Here is an 18,091-nt window from a genome sequence, read left to right as displayed (position 1 = left end):
GCCCGGCCGGTCCGCACAACCTGTCGCCGCGGTCGCACAACCTGCGCCGCTCTTACGCGGCCGTGACCGTTCCGTTATCGTTCCGAGACCTGCCCGCGAGGCCCCGCGCGGGAGAGGCTCAGCCGCGACGGACGCGCACGTCGCCGGCGTGGAGCACCTTCTCCTCGCCGCTCACGGTGCGCACCACCAGGGCGCCGTCCGGGGTCAGCCCGACCGCCCGGCCGGCCACGGGCGCGCCCGCCAGCACGTCGACCGCGACGTCCCAACCCAGGGTCGCCGTCACCTGCTCGACCGCGCCGCGCATGTCGGCGCCGGCGTCCCACATCCCGAACGCGTCGCGCAGCTCCGCCGCGAGCGCGCGCAGCAGGGCCACACGGTCCAGCGACGTCGCGCCCAGCGACGCCAACGACGCGGCGTGCGGCACGGGCAGCTCGGCCGACCCCTGCGAGACGTTGATGCCTATCCCGGCGACCACCGCATCGTCCCCCGGCACCGTCTCGCAGAGGATGCCGACCACCTTGCGCCACCGCCCCCAGCCGGGGATCTCGCGCGCGCCGGCCTCGACCACCACGTCGTTGGGCCACTTGAGCCAGGCGCCCACGCCCAGGCGGCGCAGCGCGCGCACGGTCGCGAGGCCGGCGACCAGCGGCGCCCAGCCGTAGTCCTCGCGCGCCACGTGGGCGGGCCTCACCAGGAACGATGCGGTGAGCGCCGCCCCCTGCGGCGTCACCCAGGCGCGTCCCACGCGCCCGCGGCCGGCGGTCTGGTGGTCCGCGACCAGCGCGGACAGGTGCGGCCATTCCTCGGGCGCGGCGCCCGCGAGCGCGAGCAGCCGGGTGTTCGTGGACGGCGAGGTCGGGAGCACCGAGACGCGCGACAGCGTGCCGGGGACCAGGTCCGCGAGCGCCGCCTCCGTGAGCGGCCGGCGCGACTGCGCGGCGTCGGGGGCTGCTGGCGTGGTCACCGGGCTAGGCTATCGGGCAGTCATGACCCCAAGGAGAACCGTGTCACCCATGAGGCCGACGAAGTCCACCGCGTCCGCGCTGGAGGATCTGCGCAAGAAGGTCGACGCCGCCGTCGCCGCCCCCGAGGCGATCGCGCAGGAGAAGCAGCACGCGCGCGGCAAGAAGACGGCGCGGGAGCGCGTGGAGCAGCTGCTCGACGAGGGCTCGTTCACCGAGCTCGACCGGCTCACCCGCCACCGCAGCCGCAACTTCGGGCTGGACAGGAACCGCCCGTACGGCGACGGCGTGGTGACCGGCTACGGCACCATCGACGGCCGCCAGGTGGCCGTCTACAGCCAGGACTTCACCGTGTTCGGCGGATCGCTGGGCGAGGTCCACGGCCAGAAGATCGCGAAGATCCAGGACTTCGCGCTGCGCACCGGCGTGCCGCTCATCGGCATCTCGGACGGCGGCGGCGCGCGCATCCAGGAGGGCGTCGCAGGCCTCACGCAGTTCGCGGAGATCTTCCGCCGCAACGTGGCCGCATCGGGCGTGATCCCGCAGATCTCGATCATCCTGGGCCCCTCCGCGGGCGGCGCGGTGTACTCCCCCGCGCTCACCGACTTCATCGTGATGGCGGACGGCACGTCGCAGATGTTCATCACCGGCCCCGACGTCATCAAGTCGGTCACCGGCGAGAACGTGACGTTCGAGGAGCTCGGCGGCGGTCAGACCCACAACGCCAAGTCCGGCGTCGCGCACTACCTCGCGAGCGACGAGGACGACGCGATCGAGTACGTGCAGCACCTGATCCAGTACCTGCCGCAGAACAACCTCACCGAGGCGCCCACGTTCGACGCGGAGGCGGACCTCGAGAAGGCGGACACCGACCTCGCCCTCGACACCCTGGTGCCGGACAGCGACAACCAGCCGTACAACATGACCACGCTGATCGAGGCGATCGTCGACGACGGCGCGTTCCTCGAGGTCCAGCCGCTGTTCGCGCCCAACGTGGTGGTGGGCTTCGGACACGTCGAGGGCCACTCCGTGGGGATCGTCGCGAACCAGCCCATGCAGATGGCGGGCACGCTCGACATCAACGCCTCCGAGAAGGCCGCCCGGTTCGTGCGCACCTGCGACGCGTTCAACATCCCGATCATCACCCTGGTCGACGTCCCCGGCTTCCTGCCCGGCGTCAACCAGGAGCACCAGGGCATCATCCGCCGCGGCGCGAAGCTCATCTACGCGTACGCCGAGGCGACGGTGCCGCTGGTCACCGTCATCACCCGCAAGGCCTACGGCGGCGCGTACATCGTCATGGCGTCCAAGCAGCTCGGCGCGGACGTCAACCTCGCGTGGCCCACCGCGCAGATCGCGGTCATGGGTGCCGCCGGCGCGGTGAACATCCTCCACCGCCGCACGCTCGCGGACGTCGAGTCCAAGGGCGGCGACGTCGAGGCCGAGCGCCAGGCGCTGGTCGAGGACTACGAGGACCGGATCGTCAACCCGTACGACGCCGCCGACCGCGGCTACGTCGACGGCGTCATCGAGCCCTCCGAGACCCGCGGCGAGATCGTCAAGGCCCTGCGCGCGCTGCGCACCAAGCGCGCCGCGCTGCCGCCCAAGAAGCACGGGAACATCCCCCTGTGACGTTCGAGGAGCAGGTGAGCGCGGCCGCCGGCCTCAAGGTGGTGCGCGGCACCCCCGACGAGGCCGAGCTGGCGGCGCTCGTCGCGGCCGCCGCCGCCATGGCGTCGGCGGCGGGGGACGATGCGGAGGAGCCCGGGAGCCCGCGCTCGGCCTGGATGGACCGGTCCAGGACGCTGCGCGGCTATCGCGGTCCCCTCCCCCTGGCGCGCGGCGACGCGGCCTGGCGTCACTCGCTGCGGTGACCATGGCGCGGGCGCGGATCGACACCAGGCATCGCTGGAAGGTCGCCGTGCTCGTCGCCGTCCCGGCGCTCGCGGCGCTCCCGTGGCTCGTGGTGGGCGCCCAGACCGCGGCCGCGGTGCGACCCGCGGCCTCCGCATCGTTCGCCCACGCGGACGCCGCGTTGGTGCTGGGCGCCCGCGTCTATGCGGACGGCACGCCCTCGCCCTATCTACGCGACCGCATCGCGATCGGCGTCTCGCTCTACGAGCAGGGCCTGGTCGACGGGCTGCTCATGAGCGGGGACGGTGAGGACTCCTCGGGTCATGGCGAGACGTCCGTGATGCGCGCGCTCGCCGAGGAGATGGGTGTGCCGGCCGAGGCGATCGTGGAGGACCCGCTCGGGCTCGACACCTACTCCTCCTGCGTGCGCGCGCGTGAGGAGTACGGCGTGGGGTCCGTGATCGTGGCGACGCAGCAGTTCCACGTGGCGCGCGCCGTGTGGTTGTGCGACGAGGCGGGGCTCACCGCGCAGGGCGCCTACCCGCCGCCCACGCGCACCACCCACACGTTGTTCGGGCACGCACGCGAGGTGCCGGCCGTCGCGAAGGCCATGATCGATCTCGCGCGCGGCCGGACGCCCGAGGGCTGACACGCATCGTCGCTAGGCTCGCCGCATGACCCGGTCCTCCCGTGCCACCCCCGCGCTCGCCGCGGTGACCCTCGCGGCCCTGGCCGCGCCGCAGGTCTGGGCCCGCGCATCGTCCCTCGGACTCATGCACCCCGCGGACGCCGAGGGCTTCGCGCCGGCCGACGCGGCGTTGGTCCTTGGGGCGCGCGTGTACCCGGGCGGGCGGCCGTCGCGGTTCCTGCGCCAGCGCGTCGAGGCGGGTGCGGCGCTGTACCACCGCGGCCTGGTGCCGCGGCTGGTGCTCACCGGGGCGGAGCACAACCGCGAGGGCCTCGACGAGACCGACGCGATGGCGCGGACCGCCCGCGAGCTGGGCGTGCCGCAGGACGCGCTGGTGCTCGACGGCTCGGGCCATGACACGCGGGCCTCGGCGAGGAACGCCCTCGCGATGGGGCTCACGCGCGTGATCGTGTGCTCGCAGGAGTTCCACGTGCCGCGCGCGATGTGGCTATGTCGCTCCGTCGGGCTGGACGTGCAGGGCGCGTACCCGCCGGTGCTGGCGCGGCGCCACACGGCGTACGGGTACGCGCGGGAGCTGCCCGCGACGTGGAAGGCGGCGCTGGAGATCGGCCGCGACGCGGTGCACCGGGGCGAGCCGCCGCGCTGAGCGCCTGGCGGTTCGCGCGCAGCCGGCGGACGCCTCTCCACACGCTCAGCGCGTGAACCGCCCGGATCCGGGCATGCGGCGCGTTCACATCCGCCGCTCGTGTGGAGGAGTGCCCGATCCGTGTGGATCAGCGATCGCGAGGGGACCTCAGACCTCCGCGCGGGCCTGGTCGAGGCCGGCGATGATCGTGTCGAGCAGCACGCTCGCCTGCGCCAGCTGCGCGTCGTCGAGCGCCTCGAGCTGACGGCGGCGCTGGACGCGGGCGTCGCCCACCACCTCGCCCGCCAGCTCGCGGCCCGACGGGGTGAGCGTGAGGCGCCGGATGCGGCGGTCGATCGGGTCCTCGTGGCGCTCGAACAGGCCGCGCTGCACCATGCGCTGCACGATCCCGGTCGCGACGGACGGGTGCACACCCACCGCGTCGGCGAGGTCGGTGGTGGTGCAGCCGTCCTCGGCGTAGAGGATCACCAGGGCGCGGAACTGGTGGAGCGTGAGGCCCAGGCTCGACACCGTCTCGGGATTGCGGGGCGCGGACCTCCGCAGGAAGACCACCAGCGACTCCGTCGCCGCTTCTAGAAGTTCCTCGCGCTCGGCCATCTCATTGCCCCCCAACCCTCAAATGTTCACGCAAGCCTCACTATACCGACGTTATTCAGGCGTTTCGCCCATCCGCGCCATCGGCGAGGATGGTGGCGAGGATCCCGCGCAGCTGCTCGACCTGCGCGTCGCTGAGCGCGCTCAGGTGGCCGATGAACCCGCGCTCCGCCTCCTCGATGGCCGCGTCTACCAGCGCGATCCCCTCCGGGGTGAGTGACAGCAGCCGCACGCGGCCGTCCTCGGGCGAGATGTCGCGTGCGATCCAGCCGCGCTCGACCAGGCGCTGGACCACGCCGGTGGCGATGTTGGGGCGCAGGTCCATGGCCTCGGCCGCCTCGGCGGTGGGCACGCTCTCGCGGTCGCGCAGGAACACCAGCAGGTGGAACTGCACCGGGGTGAGGCCCTCGTCGACCATCGTGCGGGAGTGGTCGCGCATCGAGACGCGCATGAGCCGCCCCTGGAGCTCGAGGATCTCCGCGATCGTGGCCTCGCGCGTCATGGTCACCGTCCGTTATTTCGCGTCACGCGAACTTGATTGTTCGCCCCACGTGAATTATCGTAGCGGACGTCCCAAGGGCGGGACCTCCCCATCCCTCTCACGCCAGGAGACAGCCGTGTCCAAGCAACCATCCGCGCCCGCGTCGACCCTCGAGGACGCCCTCGCGGAAGGCATCGCGGAGTCCACCTATCGCCGCCGCTGGGCGATCCTCGCCACCCTGTGCTTCGCGCTCATGACGGCGATGATCGCCAACATGAGCCTCAACCTGGCTCTGCCCGACCTCGCGGTGGACTTCGAGCTCACGCAGCTCCAGATGACCTGGGTGGTCGAGGCCTTCGCCCTGGTGTTCGCGTCGCTGCTGTTCGTGGCCGCCGCGATCGCGGACCGCTACGGCCGCAAGCGCGTGATGATGATCGGCCTGGTGATCTTCATCGCCTCGTCCGTCTACGCCCCCTTCTTCGCGCAGACCGGCGGCGAGCTCATCGCCTCCCGCGCGATCATGGGCATCGGCGGCGCGCTGGTCATGCCGACCACGCTGTCGCTGGTCAACGTGGTGTTCCCGTCGAAGGAGCGCCCCAAGGCCATCGCCATCTGGTCCGCCGTCGCGGGCGTGGGCATGATGATCGGCTCGGTGCTGACCGGCGTGCTGCTGCACTTCTTCGACTGGCACTCCGCGTTCCTGCTCGGCGCCGTGTTCGGCCTCGTCGCGCTGCCCATCACCGCGCGCATCGTCCCCGAGTCGGTCGACGAGAAGCGCACGCCGGTCGACTGGCTGGGCGGCTCGCTCATCACCGTGGCCCTCGCCGGGATCGTCTACACGATCATGGAGGTCCCGTCGCACGGCTGGGACGACGCCATGACCGTGGTGGCCGCCGTCGCCGGCGCCGTCGCGCTGGTCCTCTTCATCGCGTGGCAGCTGCGCGCGAAGTTCCCCATGATCGACCTCGCGCTGTTCCGCAGCTCGCGCTTCTCGCTGTCCGTGGTGTCCGTGACCCTCACGTTCTTCGCGATGATGGGCGCGTTCTTCGGGATGACGCAGATCTTCCAGCTGGTCATGGGCTACGACGCCCTCACCACCTCGCTCGCCTTCATCCCTTCGATGCTGCCCATGATGATCGTGGGACCGATGATCCCCAGGCTGGTCGAGAAGGTCGGCACCCGCTGGACCGTGGTCCCTGGCCTCGTCATCATCGCCGGCGGCTTCCTCCTCATGACCACGTGGCCGACCGTCCCGTCCTACTGGGACTTCCTCATCGCGATGAGCATCATCACGCTCGGCATGGCGATGGTCATGACCCCCGCGACCAACATGCTGATGTCCTCCGTGCCGCGCAACCGCTCCGGAATGGGCTCCGCGATGAACGACACCACCCGCGAGCTGGGCGCCTCGCTCGGCATCGCGGTGCTCGGCTCGATGATCGCGAACGCGTACACGTCCAACATCACGTCCGTCGCGGAGGAGCTGCCGGCCGAGGTGTCGGGCGTGGTCCAGGACTCGCTCGCCGGCGCGATCGCGGTCACCGACCAGATGGGCGCGGCCGGGGCGGCCATCGCGGAGGCCGCCAAGGCGGCGTTCATGGACGCCAACCAGCACGCCATGCTCATCTCCGCGATCATCGCGGGCGTCACCGCCCTGGTGATGCTGGTGGCGCTGCCGCGCGGCGAGAAGTCCCTCACGGCGGAGCCCCTGGACGATGCGGACGTCGCCTTCGATGCCGAGCTCGCCGAGGACGTGGCGCAGGTCGAGGTGGCGCACGCCGACACGGCGCACGGCACGGACGCCGACGACGCGGGCGAGCCTACCGCGCGCTCCTGACAGGGCGCGGACCCGGCCAGCTGATCGGATGGTGCAGAGGTCCGCGCGGATCTCTGCACCATCCTGTCAATCCGATCGATCGCAAGCGGGCCGTCGGCGCGGGGCACCCACCCCGCGCCGACGGCTAGGCTCGCGCCATGCCCGTCCCCCTGCTGCTCGCGTCCCAGTCCCCCGCCCGCCTCGCCACGCTGCGCTCGGCGGGGGTCGAGCCCGACGTGATCGTGTCCGACGTGGACGAGGACGCGGCGCTCGAGGCGGCACGCGCGGCCGCCGCGGCGGCGGGCGAGGTCCTCACCCCGGCCGATGCGGTGCTCGCCCTCGCGCGCGCCAAGGCGGAGCACGTGGTGAGCGAGTACGAGTGCGAGGCGGTCGTGCTCGGCTGCGACTCGATGCTCGAGCTCGACGGCGAGATCCTGGGCAAGCCCGCCGACGCGGCGGACGCGATCGCCCGCTGGCGCGCGATGCGCGGCCGCACGGGCGTGCTCCACACGGGCCACTGGCTGGTGGACGACCGCGCCGCGGAGCGGGGCGGCACCGCCGCCACGCTCGGCGCGACCTCCTCCACGGTGGTGCGCTTCGCCCGCCTCAGCGACGCGGAGATCGAGGCGTACGTCGCGACCGGCGAGCCGCTCAAGGTCGCGGGCGCGTTCACCGTCGACGGGCTCGGCGGCCCCTACGTCGAGGCCATCGAGGGCGACTACCACGGCGTGGTCGGGGTCAGCCTGCCGCTGCTGCGCGAGCTCCTGCTCGAGATCGGCGTCGCGTTCCACGACCTCCGTTTGTAGAGGCGACACAACCACGAGGGCCATGCCCGCGCATCGTCCCGCGTGTCGTTGTGGGAAACCCACAACGACGGGGTGGCGCGCTTAGCGCCCTACACAGACTTAGGTCCCGGGAGGGCGACTCGCCGGGGGCCTCCGCGGGGGCCGCGCTACGGTTTCGGGGTGACTGCCTTCTCCTCCGTGCTCATCGCGAACCGCGGCGAGATCGCGGTCCGCATCATCCGCGCCTGCGCGGACGCGGGCCTGCGATCCGTGGCGGTGTACGCGGACCCGGACCGCGACGCCCCGCACGTGTCCCTCGCCGACGAGGCGTACGCGCTCGGCGGCTCGACGGCGCGCGAGACCTACCTGGACATCGCGAAGCTGATCGACGCGGCGCGGCGATCCGGCGCCGAGGCCGTGCACCCGGGCTACGGCTTCCTCGCGGAGAACTCCGACTTCGCGCGCGCCGTCATCGACGCGGGCCTCACCTGGATCGGCCCCTCGCCCGAGGCGATCGACGGGCTCGGCGACAAGGTCAGCGCGCGCCACATCGCGCAGCGCGCCGGCGCCCCGCTGGTCCCCGGCACGCCCGACCCGGTCGAGACCGCCGACGAGGTGGTCGCGTTCGCCCAGGAGCACGGCCTGCCGGTCGCGATCAAGGCGGCGTTCGGCGGCGGCGGCCGCGGCCTCAAGGTCGCCCGCACGCTCGAGGAGATCCCCGAGCTGTTCGACTCCGCGACCCGCGAGGCAGTGGCCGCGTTCGGCCGCGGCGAGTGCTTCGTCGAGCGCTTCCTCGACCGGCCCCGCCACGTCGAGACGCAGTGCCTCGCGGACGCGCACGGCAACGTCGTGGTGGTCTCCACGCGCGACTGCTCGCTGCAGCGCCGCCACCAGAAGCTGGTCGAGGAGGCGCCCGCGCCGTTCCTCACCGACGAGCAGAACGCGCGCCTCATCGAGGCCTCCGAGGCGATCCTCAAGGAGGCCGGCTACCAGGGCGCCGGCACGTGCGAGTTCCTGGTGGGCGTCGACGGCACCATCAGCTTCCTCGAGGTCAACACCCGCCTCCAGGTCGAGCACCCGGTGACCGAGGAGGTCACCGGCGTGGACCTGGTGCTCGAGCAGTTCCGCGTCGCCGCGGGCGGCTCGATCGCGGACCTCCGCCCGGAGACCCGCGGCCACTCGATCGAGTTCCGCATCAACGGCGAGGACCCGGCCCGCGGCTTCATGCCCGCGCCCGGCCGCATCTCGACGCTGCGCTTCCCCTCCGGCCCCGGCGTCCGCGTCGACGCGGGCGTGGCGCAGGGCGACACCGTCTCGGGCAACTTCGACTCGATGATCGCGAAGGTCATCATCACGGGCGCCACGCGCGACCAGGCGCTCGCCCGCGCCCGCCGCGCGCTCGCCGAGATGACCGTCGAGGGCATCCCCACCGTCCTGCCGTTCCACCGTGCGGTGCTCGACGCCCCGCAGTTCGCCGCCGCGGACGGCGGCTTCGGCGTCTACACCACCTGGATCGAGTCCGAGTTCGCGGACACCGTCGCGGGGCTGACCTCCTCGGGCGCCTCCGCGGAGGACGACGAGGCCGAGGCGACCGAGCGTGTGGTGGTCGAGGTCGGCGGCAAGCGCCTCGAGGTGGTCCTGCCCGCGTCGCTGGCGCAGGCGGGCCGCGCGAGCGCGCGCAAGGCCGGGCGCCGGCCCATGCGCCGCACGGGCAACGGCGGCGCGCGCTCCGCGGCGACCGGCACCACGCTCGCGTCGCCCATGCAGGGCACCATCGTCAAGGTGGCCGTCGAGGAGGGCGTCGAGGTGGCCGAGGGCGACCTGGTGGTGGTCCTCGAGGCGATGAAGATGGAGCAGCCGCTCACCGCGCACCGCACGGGCGTGATCCGCTCGCTCACCGCGATCGTCGGCGGCGGCGTGTCCGCGGGCACCGTGATCTGCGACATCGTCGACGTCGAGGTCACCCCGGAGGGCTGACGCGCTTTCCGGCACTCGCTGTCACCTCGGATCGCGCCATCTTCCAGGGACGATGCGCCGGCTGGCTCGAATTACGCAACGTAGCCGTTCGCTATATTTGACACCGCGCAAACGTCGCCCCTACGCTCACGTCAGCACGGGTAAGGCACGCCTTACCGTCCCCTGACCGGAAGGCGCCGCCATGCTCGCGAACTACCTCATCGGCCTGCGCGAGGGCCTCGAGGCCGCGCTGGTGGTGAGCATCCTCGTGGCCTACCTGGTCCGCACGGACCGTCGCCCGCTGCTGCGCCAGGTGTGGTTCGGGGTCGGGATCGCCGCGGGCGTGTCGATCGGGCTGGGCGCGCTGCTCACGCTCGGCCCGCAGGGCCTCAGCTTCGAGGCGCAGGAGGCCATCGGCGGCATCCTCAGCATCGTCGCGGTGGGCCTCATCACCTGGATGATCTTCTGGATGGGCAAGACGGCCCGGCACCTCAAGGGCCACCTCGAGAACGCGCTCGAGAACGCCATCTCCGTGGGCAAGGGCGCCGTGGTCGCCATGGCGATGCTCGCCGTCGGCCGCGAGGGCCTCGAGACCGCGCTGTTCCTGTGGGCGGGGATCACCTCCGCCGGCTCGAGCTGGGCGCCCATCGTGGGCGCGTCGCTCGGCATCGCCACCGCGATCGGGCTCGGCTTCCTCATGTACCGCGGCGCGATCAAGGTCAACCTGCGCACCTTCTTCCAGTGGACCGGCGTGTTCCTCATCCTGGTCGCCGGCGGCGTGCTCGCCTACGGCGTCCACGACCTCCAGGAGGCCGGCATCCTGCCCGGCCTCAACACGCTCGCGTTCGACATCTCGGGCGCGGTCCCCGCCGGCTCCGTGCACGGCACGCTGCTCAAGGGCATCTTCAACCTCTCCCCGCAGACCACGGTCCTCGAGGCCGTCGCGTGGGTCGCTTACGTGGTGCCCGTGATGTGGCTGTTCGTCCGCATGGCGTTCCGCTCGGGGCCGCCGGCCCCCGCCCGCCCGGTCGCCGCATCGTCCCGCGACCTCGCGTCCGCCTGAAACGTCCCGCCCCACCCCGACCTAAGGAACACCCATGCCTCGCCCCGCCCTCGCCGCCTCCGGCGCCGTGCTCGCCGCGCTCGCCCTGTCCGCCTGCGTCCCGAACGCCACCGCCGACGACGAGGCGATCGCGGTCGACTCGAGCAACGACGCGTGCGACGTCGCGACCGCGGAGGTCCCCTCCGGCACCGTCGTGTTCGACGTCACCAACACCGGCGACGACGTCACGGAGTTCTACCTGCTCGCCTCCGACGGGCTGCGGATCATCTCCGAGGTCGAGAACATCGGCCCCGGCATCACGCGCCAGCTGGTGGTGCAGGTCCCCGCGGGCGACTACCTCACGGCGTGCAAGCCCGGCATGACCGGCGACGGCATCCAGGCCGCGTTCACCGTCACCGACTCCGGCGAGGACGTCACCACCGGCGACAACGCCGAGCAGCTCGCGGCCGCCGGCGAGCAGTACCTGCTCTACGTGCGCGACCAGATCCAGACCCTCACCACCAAGACCGACGCGTTCCTCGCGGCCTACACCGCCGGTGACGACGACGAGGCCCGCGCGCTCTACGCGGACGCCCGCGTGCACTGGGAGCGCATCGAGCCCGTCGCGGAGTCCTTCGGCGACCTGGACCCCATGATGGACGCGCGCGAGGCCGACCTCGCCGAGGGCGAGTCCTGGACCGGCTGGCACCGCATCGAGAAGAACCTGTGGCCGCCGGCCGAGGGCTACGACCTCACCGACGCGGAGAAGCAGGAGCTCGCCGACAAGCTCGCCGCCGACACCGCCGAGCTCGCGTCGCGCGTGAACGCCGAGGACTTCGCCATCGACGCGTTCCAGGTGGGCAACGGCGCCAAGGAGCTGCTCGACGAGGTCGCCGCCGGCAAGATCACCGGCGAGGAGGAGATCTGGTCGCACACCGACCTGTGGGACTTCCAGGCCAACGTCGACGGCGCCGCGGTCGCGTACGGCGTGCTCCACGACGTGGTCGCCCAGACCGACCCCGACCTGGTCGAGGAGCTGGACTCGCGCTTCACCGAGCTCAACGAGCAGCTCGCGCAGTACGGCTCCATCGAGGAGGGCTTCGTGCTCTACACCGACCTCACCGAGGACCAGATCGTCGAGCTCGCGCGCTCCGTGGACGCGCTCGGCGAGCCGCTGTCCCGCCTGACCGCCGCGGCGGTGCTGTGACGGACGCGGAGGTCCCGGTGGACGATGCGGCGGCCCGGTCGGGCCCGTCGCGTCGCCTGGTCCTGGGCACGGCCGGCGCGGTCGCGGGCGGCCTCGCCCTCGCGGGCGGCGGCTTCGCCGCGGGCCGGGCCACCGCGGCCTCCGCGTCGCAGGCGGACGCGTACGACTTCTACGGCGCGCACCAGAGCGGGATCGTGACCCCGCAGCAGGACCGGCTCCACTTCGCCGCGTTCGACCTCACCACCGACTCGAAGGCGCGCGTGGTGTCCCTGCTGCGCCGCTGGAGCGAGGCCGCCGCGCGCCTCATGGCGGGGTCCGAGCTCGGCTCCGGCGCGGCGGGAGGCGCGTACGCCGCTCCCCCGGATGACACGGGCGAGGCGCTGGGCCTGCCCGCCTCCGGGCTCACCCTCACGTTCGGCTTCGGCCCGGGGCTGTTCGACTCCCGATTCGGGCTCGGATCCAAGCGGCCCGACCAGCTGATCGACCTGCCGCACTTCTCCGGCGACACGCTCGACCCGCAGTTCACCGGCGGCGACCTGTGCATCCAGGCGTGCGCGAACGACCCCCAGGTCGCCGTGCACGCGATCCGCAACCTCTCCCGGCTGGCCTTCGGCGACGCCGCGATCCGGTGGGCCCAGCTGGGCTTCGGGCGCACGTCCTCGACCACGCGCGCGCAGGACACGCCCCGCAACTTCATGGGCTTCAAGGACGGCACCGCGAACCTGCGCGCCGAGGACACCGACCTGGTGGACCGGTGGGTGTGGGCGGAGCCAGGCGACGGGCAGGAGTGGATGACCGGCGGGTCCTACCTGGTGGCGCGCCGCATCCGGATCCTCGCCGAGATCTGGGACCGCACCTCGCTGCAGGAGCAGGAGGCGACCGTGGGCCGCACCAAGGGCTCCGGCGCTCCCCTGTCGGGCGGCTCCGAGTTCACGGAGCCCGACTTCTCGCTCAAGGGCCGCGACGGCGAGGCGCTGATCCGCCCCGACTCCCACGTGGCGCTGGCCCACCCGAGCGCGCACGGCGGCGCCATGATGCTCCGCCGCGGCTACAACTTCACCGACGGCGCCGACTCCCTGGGACGCCTCGACGCGGGGCTGTTCTTCCTCGCGTACGTGCGGGACCCCCGCGAGCAGTTCGTCCCCGTGCAGAACGCGCTGTCGAGCTCGGACGTCATGACCGTCGAGTACCTCCGCACCACCGGCTCCGCGCTGTTCGCGGTGCCGCGCGGGCTCGCCCCCGGCTCCGTGCTCGGGTCCGAGGGCGCGTACGTGGGCCAGGAGCTCTTCGCCTAGGTCCGCGCCGCGCCCATCCCGTGAAGCCGCCGCGCCGCCTCGGAGACCGTGCCGCTGAGCGACGGGTAGACGGTGAAGGCTCCCGCGACGTCGTCGACGGTGAGGTGCTTGGCGACCGCGAGCGACAGCGGGAAGATGTGCTCGCCGGCACGCGCGCCCACCAGGACGGCCCCGAACACCTGGCCGGTCACCGTGTGGCCGAAGATCTTCACGAACCCCTCGTCGATGCCCAGCATCTTCGCGCGCGGGTTGCGCGCGAGGTCCAGGCGGGACACTTCGTAGAACAGGCCGCGGGCCTCGAGCTCCGCCTCGCTCAGGCCCACGGAGGCGATCTCCGGGACGGTGAAGACGTTGGAGGCGACCAGCTTGAGGTCGATCGGGGTGACAGCGTCGCCCAGCGCGTGCGCCATCGCGATGCGGCCCTGCGTGGCCGCGACGGACGCGAGCGGCAGCACGCCGGTGCAGTCGCCCGCGGCGTAGATGCCGCGCGCCGTGGTGCGGCTGACCTTGTCGACGCGGATGAGGCCGCGCTCGTCGAGCTCGACCCCCGCCTCCTCGAGACCCAGTCCCTCGGTGTTGGGCACCGAGCCCACCGCCATGAGGCAGTGGCTGCCCTCGAGCACCGTGCCGTCCTCGAGGGTGACGCGCACCCCGTCGCCGGCGCGCTCGACCGCGGACGCGCGGCCTCCCACCAGGTGCATGCCGCGCTCCTTGAACACCTCGGTGAGGTGCGCGGACGCGTCGGGGTCCTCGCGCGACAGCACGCGGTCGCCCGAGGCCACGAGCGTGACCTCGGCGCCCAGCAGCCGGTACGCGCCGGCGAACTCCGCGCCGGTCACGCCGGAGCCCACCACGATGAGGTGCTCGGGCAGCTCGGTGAGGTCGTACAGCTGGGTCCACGTGAGGATCCGCTCGCCGTCGGGCTCGCAGCCGGGCACGATGCGCGGGCGGGCGCCCACCGCGAGCAGCACCACGTCGGCCTCGAGCACGGCGTCGCCGACCATCACGCGCTGCGGGCCGTCGAGGCGCGCCTCGCCCGCGAGCACGGTGATGCCGTTGCGCTCCAGGCGATCGGCGATGTCGCCGGACTGCTTCGCGACCAGGCGCTTCACGCGGGCGTTGACCTCGCCCAGGTCGACGCTGAGGGCGTGGGCGATCTCGCCGCCGTCGCTGCGGCGGATGCCGAGCTCGGAGGCCCGGCCCGCGATGGTGAGCCACTCCGCGGTGGCGATGACGGTCTTGGAGGGGACGACGTCGGTGAGGACGGCATTGCCGCCGAGGCCGTGACGCTCGACCAGCGTCACCTCCGCCCCGGCCTTGACGGCCACCAGGGCCGCCTCATAGCCGCCCGGACCGCCGCCGATGATGACGACGCGTGGGGACATGCCTCCATTCAAGCGCACGCGGGACGATGCGCCGGCCGCCGCATCGTCCCGACGCCCGACCTGCCCCGGCCGGGCGGGGCTACTAGGCTCGTCGCATGACTTCCGCCACCGAGTTCGCCGCGGAGGCCGCGGCCACCCTTGCCGCCGCCACAGGCGTCGCCCAGCACGACATCGCCCTGGTCCTGGGCTCCGGATGGGGCGGCGCGGCCGACCTCATCGGTGAGGAGGTCGCACGGGTCGACGCGACCGACATCCCCGGCTTCGACGCGCACGTGGTGCCCGGGCACCACCCGGTGTTCCGCTCGCTGCTCACCCCGACCGGCAAGCGCGTGCTGGTGCTCGGCGCGCGTCAGCACTACTACCAGGTGCGCGACGCGGGCAAGGTCGCGCACGCGATCCGCATGGCCGCCGCCGCGGGCTGCACGCAGCTGGTGCTCACCAACGGCTGCGGGTCCACCCGTCCCGAGGTGGGCCCCGGTTCCGTGGTGCTGCTGGCCGACCACATCAACCTCACGGGCCAGACGCCGCTCGAGGGCGCGACGTTCGTCGACATGAGCCAGGTGTACTCGCCGCGGCTGCGGGGCCTCGCGCACTCGATCGACGCGGAGCTGCCCGACGGCATCTACGCGCAGTTCACCGGACCTCAGTACGAGACGCCGGCGGAGGTCCGCATGGCGGCCATCCTGGGCGCCAACCTGGTGGGCATGTCGACCGTGCTCGAGGCCATCGCCGCGCGCGAGGCGGGCCTCGAGGTGCTCGGCCTGTCGCTGGTGACCAACCTGGCCGCGGGGATCGGCGGCGACACTCTCGACCACCAGGAGGTGCTCGACGCCGGCGCCGCCGCGGGCCCGCGCATCTCCGCGCTGCTGGCCGCGATCGTCAGGGAGATGTGATGCAGGAGCTGCTGGCCCGCGCCGAGGCGTGGATCGAGGACGACCCGGACGACGCGACCCGCGAGGAGCTCGCCGGGGTGCTGGAGGCCGCCGTGGGCGGGTCCGCCGCCGCGTTGGAGGACCTCGAGGACCGGTTCCGCGGCTTCCTCGAGTTCGGCACCGCGGGCCTGCGCGGGCGCATCGGCGCCGGCCCGAACCGCATGAACCGGGCCGTGGTGATCCGCGCCGCCGCCGGGCTCGCGCGCTACCTCACCGACGCCCTCGCCGAGCGAGGCGTCGAGGGCCCCGCGCGCGTGGCGATCGGCTACGACGCGCGCCACGGCTCGCACGACTTCGCGATCGACACGGCGGCGGTCATGACCGCCGCCGGCCACGAGGCGCTGCTGCTCCCCCGTACGCTCCCCACCCCGGTGCTCGCCTTCGCCACGCGCCTGCTCGACGCCGACGCGGGCGTCATGGTGACCGCCTCCCACAACCCGCCCCAGGACAACGGCTACAAGGTCTACCTGGGCGGTCGAGTGGTGACGGACGAGGGCCAGGGCGCGCAGATCGTGCCGCCGTACGACGGCGAGATCGCCGCCCGCATCGCCGCCGTGCCGGCCGTGGCGGCCGTCCCGCGCGCCGCCGAGGGGTGGCGCGTGCTGGGCGACGGCGTGGTCGACGACTACGTCGCGCAGGTGGCCGCGCTCGGCGGCACCGTGGCCCCGGTGGCCGCGCGCCGGGCCGCCACGCGCATCGTCCTCACGCCCCTCCACGGCGTGGGAGGCGAGACGGTCGAGCGCGTGCTGCACGCCGCCGGCTTCACCGACGTCCACACCGTCGCCGAGCAGGCCGAGCCGGACCCCGACTTCCCCACCGTCGACTTCCCCAACCCCGAGGAGAAGGGCGCGATCGACCTCGCGCTCGAGCTCGCCGAGCGGGTGGGCGCCGACGTGGTCATCGCGAACGACCCGGACGCGGACCGCTGCGCGGTCGCCACCCTCATCGACGGGCGCTGGACCATGCTGCACGGCGACGTCGTGGGCTCGCTGCTGGGCGAGCGGATCGCGTCGCGCACGTCCGCGGGCTCGCAGGTGCTCGCGAACTCGATCGTGTCCTCGCAGCAGCTCGCCGCGATCGCGGAGGCTCACGGGCTCGGCCACGCGAACACCCTCACCGGCTTCAAGTGGATCGGGCGGACGCCGCGCATGGCCTTCGGCTACGAGGAGGCGCTGGGCTACTGCGTCGCGCCGGACCTGGTCCGCGACAAGGACGGCGTGTCCGCGGCGCTGCTCATGGCCGACTTCGTGTCCGAGCTCAAGGCCGCCGGCCGGAGCCTGGCCGACGCGATCGACGACCTCGCCCGGGCGTACGGCGTGTACCTGACGTCGCAGGTCTCGGCGCGGTACGCGGACCTCGCCCTCATCCCGGAGACCATGGCGCGCCTCATGGCGTCGCCTCCCGCCACGCTCGCCGGCTCCCCCGTGGTCGCCACCGACGACATGTCGGAGGGCTTCCGCGGCCTGCCCGGCACCACGGGGCTGCACCTCGCCGCTGAGTCGGGAGCGCGCGTGATCGTGCGCCCCTCCGGCACCGAGCCGAAGGTCAAGGCGTACCTCGAGGTGGTCGTGCCAGTGGCCGGCGATGACGTCGCGGCGGCGAAGGCCGCGGCGGCCACCACCATGGAGCTGCTCCGTGCGGACGTGACGGCGGCGCTGAGGATCTAGCCCGCACGGGTGCGGGGCCCCGGCTCAGTAGGAGCCGGTGGCCTCGCCGCCGTCGAGCACCGCGGCGGTGCCGGAGAGGCCGAGCCGGGTCGCGCCCGCCTCGATCATCGCGACCGCGTCGTCCCAGGTGCGGACGCCGCCGGACGCCTTGATGCCGAGTCGCCCGCCCACGGTCTCCGCCATGAGGCGCACCGCGTGCACCGAGGCGCCGCCCGCGGGGTGGAAGCCGGTCGAGGTCTTGACGAAGTCCGCGCCCGCGGCCTCCGAGGCGAGGCATGCGCCCACGATCGCCTCGTCGGTGAGGGCAGCGGACTCGATGATGACCTTGAGGATCTTGCCCTCGGGCACGGACGCGCGCACGGCCGCGATGTCCGCCTCGACGGCCGCGAAGTCGCCGGCGTTCGCCGCGGCGACGTCGATCACCATGTCGACCTCGTCGGCGCCCTGCTCGATGCTCAGCGCCGCCTCCGCCGCCTTGATCGACGAGTGGTGCTTGCCGGACGGGAAGCCGCACACCGTCGCCACGGCGAGGTCGTCGGGCACGGTCACCGGCAGCATCGAGGGCGACACGCAGACGGAGAAGACGCCCAGCGAGGCGCCCTCCGCGATGAGCGCCTCGACGTCCGCGGGGGTGGACTCGGGCTTGAGGAGGGTGTGGTCGACGTAGCGGGCCAGCTCGGCACGGGTGAGAGTCATGGACCCAGCCTAGGCCGCGCCGGGGTTTGCCACCTGCGGGAAGACGTGACAACCTGGACGGAGCGCCCGATCAGGGCTCCCGGACGAAGTGACGTACCCGGCGATGCGACAAGACGTCTCGATG

17 protein-coding genes and 1 riboswitch are annotated in these 18,091 nt (G+C 72.9%); of the genes, 12 read left to right on the top strand and 5 right to left on the bottom strand.

Annotation, left to right across the window (positions count from 1 at the left end; all coding sequences use genetic code 11):
* Positions 1-118: 118 nt before the first annotated feature.
* Complete coding sequence (locus tag AOM05_RS04640; protein WP_062519847.1) at positions 119-964, bottom strand: biotin--[acetyl-CoA-carboxylase] ligase; 846 nt, start codon at positions 962-964, stop codon at positions 119-121.
* 49 nt (positions 965-1,013) lie between these two features.
* On the opposite strand from AOM05_RS04640, the gene AOM05_RS04635 reads away from it, so the two are divergent.
* From AOM05_RS04635 to AOM05_RS04620, 4 genes are read left to right on the top strand one after another with little or no spacing between them, the layout of a single operon-like run.
* Positions 1,014-2,594, top strand: coding sequence for an acyl-CoA carboxylase subunit beta (locus tag AOM05_RS04635; RefSeq protein WP_062519845.1), 1,581 nt, complete (start codon positions 1,014-1,016; stop codon positions 2,592-2,594).
* On the top strand, positions 2,591-2,836 hold the full coding sequence (locus tag AOM05_RS04630) for an acyl-CoA carboxylase epsilon subunit (protein ID WP_082097269.1): 246 nt from the start codon (positions 2,591-2,593) through the stop codon (positions 2,834-2,836). Before AOM05_RS04635 ends, AOM05_RS04630 begins: the two co-directional genes overlap by 4 nt.
* 2 nt (positions 2,837-2,838) lie before the next feature.
* A complete protein-coding gene (locus tag AOM05_RS04625; protein ID WP_062519843.1) occupies positions 2,839-3,465 on the top strand; it encodes a SanA/YdcF family protein in 627 nt (208 codons plus the stop codon).
* Positions 3,466-3,490: 25 nt separating this feature from the next.
* The gene (locus AOM05_RS04620; RefSeq protein WP_062519841.1) at positions 3,491-4,111 is read left to right on the top strand and encodes a SanA/YdcF family protein; all 621 of its coding nucleotides are present in this window, start codon (positions 3,491-3,493) and stop codon (positions 4,109-4,111) included.
* Positions 4,112-4,258: 147 nt separating this feature from the next.
* Here the strand turns inward: AOM05_RS04620 and AOM05_RS04615 are convergent, their stop codons facing one another.
* Both AOM05_RS04615 and AOM05_RS04610 read right to left on the bottom strand, forming a co-directional pair.
* Positions 4,259-4,708, bottom strand: a complete 450-nt coding sequence (locus tag AOM05_RS04615) for a MarR family winged helix-turn-helix transcriptional regulator (protein WP_082097268.1) — start codon at positions 4,706-4,708, stop codon at positions 4,259-4,261.
* Positions 4,709-4,763: 55 nt separating this feature from the next.
* Positions 4,764-5,207, bottom strand: a complete 444-nt coding sequence (locus tag AOM05_RS04610) for a MarR family winged helix-turn-helix transcriptional regulator (RefSeq protein WP_062519837.1) — start codon at positions 5,205-5,207, stop codon at positions 4,764-4,766.
* A gap of 115 nt (positions 5,208-5,322) precedes the next feature.
* Between AOM05_RS04610 and AOM05_RS04605 the strand changes: the two genes are divergently transcribed.
* From AOM05_RS04605 to efeB, 6 genes are all read left to right on the top strand, one after another.
* A complete protein-coding gene (locus AOM05_RS04605) occupies positions 5,323-7,023 on the top strand; it encodes an MFS transporter (protein ID WP_062519835.1) in 1,701 nt (566 codons plus the stop codon).
* A 137-nt stretch (positions 7,024-7,160) separates the two neighbouring features.
* Entirely contained in the window at positions 7,161-7,808 is a 648-nt protein-coding gene (locus AOM05_RS04600) for a Maf family protein (RefSeq protein WP_062519833.1), read from the top strand.
* A gap of 159 nt (positions 7,809-7,967) precedes the next feature.
* The gene (locus tag AOM05_RS04595; protein ID WP_156165030.1) at positions 7,968-9,764 is read left to right on the top strand and encodes an acetyl/propionyl/methylcrotonyl-CoA carboxylase subunit alpha; all 1,797 of its coding nucleotides are present in this window, start codon (positions 7,968-7,970) and stop codon (positions 9,762-9,764) included.
* 181 nt (positions 9,765-9,945) lie between these two features.
* Positions 9,946-10,806: an iron uptake transporter permease EfeU gene (gene efeU, locus AOM05_RS04590; RefSeq protein WP_062519831.1), complete on the top strand. Its 861-nt coding sequence runs from the start codon at positions 9,946-9,948 to the stop codon at positions 10,804-10,806.
* Between the two features lie 34 nt (positions 10,807-10,840).
* Positions 10,841-11,992, top strand: a complete 1,152-nt coding sequence (gene efeO, locus AOM05_RS04585; RefSeq protein WP_062519829.1) for an iron uptake system protein EfeO — start codon at positions 10,841-10,843, stop codon at positions 11,990-11,992.
* On the top strand, positions 11,989-13,287 hold the full coding sequence (gene efeB / locus AOM05_RS04580) for an iron uptake transporter deferrochelatase/peroxidase subunit (RefSeq protein WP_062519827.1): 1,299 nt from the start codon (positions 11,989-11,991) through the stop codon (positions 13,285-13,287). Before efeO ends, efeB begins: the two co-directional genes overlap by 4 nt.
* On the opposite strand, the gene AOM05_RS04575 is transcribed toward efeB, so the two are convergent.
* Complete coding sequence (locus tag AOM05_RS04575) at positions 13,284-14,672, bottom strand: NAD(P)H-quinone dehydrogenase (protein WP_062519825.1); 1,389 nt, start codon at positions 14,670-14,672, stop codon at positions 13,284-13,286. The genes efeB and AOM05_RS04575 overlap by 4 nt on opposite strands.
* Before the next feature lie 95 nt (positions 14,673-14,767).
* Between AOM05_RS04575 and AOM05_RS04570 the strand changes: the two genes are divergently transcribed.
* Positions 14,768-15,565, top strand: coding sequence for a purine-nucleoside phosphorylase (locus AOM05_RS04570; RefSeq protein ID WP_062519823.1), 798 nt, complete (start codon positions 14,768-14,770; stop codon positions 15,563-15,565).
* The gene (locus AOM05_RS04565) at positions 15,565-17,271 is read left to right on the top strand and encodes a phospho-sugar mutase (RefSeq protein ID WP_062519821.1); all 1,707 of its coding nucleotides are present in this window, start codon (positions 15,565-15,567) and stop codon (positions 17,269-17,271) included. The genes AOM05_RS04570 and AOM05_RS04565 overlap by 1 nt, the downstream gene beginning before the upstream one ends.
* A 24-nt stretch (positions 17,272-17,295) precedes the next feature.
* On the opposite strand, the gene deoC is transcribed toward AOM05_RS04565, so the two are convergent.
* Positions 17,296-17,967 carry a deoxyribose-phosphate aldolase gene (gene deoC / locus AOM05_RS04560; protein WP_062519819.1) on the bottom strand — a complete coding sequence of 224 codons (672 nt, stop codon included), beginning with the start codon at positions 17,965-17,967 and terminating at the stop codon, positions 17,296-17,298.
* 59 nt (positions 17,968-18,026) lie between these two features.
* A riboswitch (guanidine-III (ykkC-III) riboswitch) is annotated at positions 18,027-18,090 on the top strand.
* Position 18,091: the final 1 nt, after the last annotated feature.

The sequence above is a fragment of the Demequina silvatica genome, assembly GCF_000971215.1.
GTDB lineage: Bacteria > Actinomycetota > Actinomycetes > Actinomycetales > Demequinaceae > Demequina > Demequina silvatica.
This window is presented reverse-complemented; position numbering and strand designations above follow the sequence as displayed.

Excerpts from the sequence above, each read along its gene's own strand:
- AOM05_RS04635 (WP_062519845.1), top strand. The coding sequence starts at position 1,014 with ATGAGGCCGACGAAGTCCACCGCGTCCGCGCTGGAGGATCTGCGCAAG.
- AOM05_RS04625 (WP_062519843.1), top strand. The coding sequence starts at position 2,839 with ATGGCGCGGGCGCGGATCGACACCAGGCATCGCTGGAAGGTCGCCGTG.
- efeU (WP_062519831.1), top strand. The coding sequence starts at position 9,946 with ATGCTCGCGAACTACCTCATCGGCCTGCGCGAGGGCCTCGAGGCCGCG.
- deoC (WP_062519819.1), bottom strand. The coding sequence starts at position 17,967 with ATGACTCTCACCCGTGCCGAGCTGGCCCGCTACGTCGACCACACCCTC.
- AOM05_RS04600 (WP_062519833.1), top strand. The coding sequence starts at position 7,161 with ATGCCCGTCCCCCTGCTGCTCGCGTCCCAGTCCCCCGCCCGCCTCGCC.
- efeO (WP_062519829.1), top strand. The coding sequence starts at position 10,841 with ATGCCTCGCCCCGCCCTCGCCGCCTCCGGCGCCGTGCTCGCCGCGCTC.
- AOM05_RS04565 (WP_062519821.1), top strand. The coding sequence starts at position 15,565 with ATGCAGGAGCTGCTGGCCCGCGCCGAGGCGTGGATCGAGGACGACCCG.
- AOM05_RS04575 (WP_062519825.1), bottom strand. The coding sequence starts at position 14,672 with ATGTCCCCACGCGTCGTCATCATCGGCGGCGGTCCGGGCGGCTATGAG.
- AOM05_RS04615 (WP_082097268.1), bottom strand. The coding sequence starts at position 4,708 with ATGGCCGAGCGCGAGGAACTTCTAGAAGCGGCGACGGAGTCGCTGGTG.
- AOM05_RS04620 (WP_062519841.1), top strand. The coding sequence starts at position 3,491 with ATGACCCGGTCCTCCCGTGCCACCCCCGCGCTCGCCGCGGTGACCCTC.
- AOM05_RS04570 (WP_062519823.1), top strand. The coding sequence starts at position 14,768 with ATGACTTCCGCCACCGAGTTCGCCGCGGAGGCCGCGGCCACCCTTGCC.
- AOM05_RS04610 (WP_062519837.1), bottom strand. The coding sequence starts at position 5,207 with ATGACGCGCGAGGCCACGATCGCGGAGATCCTCGAGCTCCAGGGGCGG.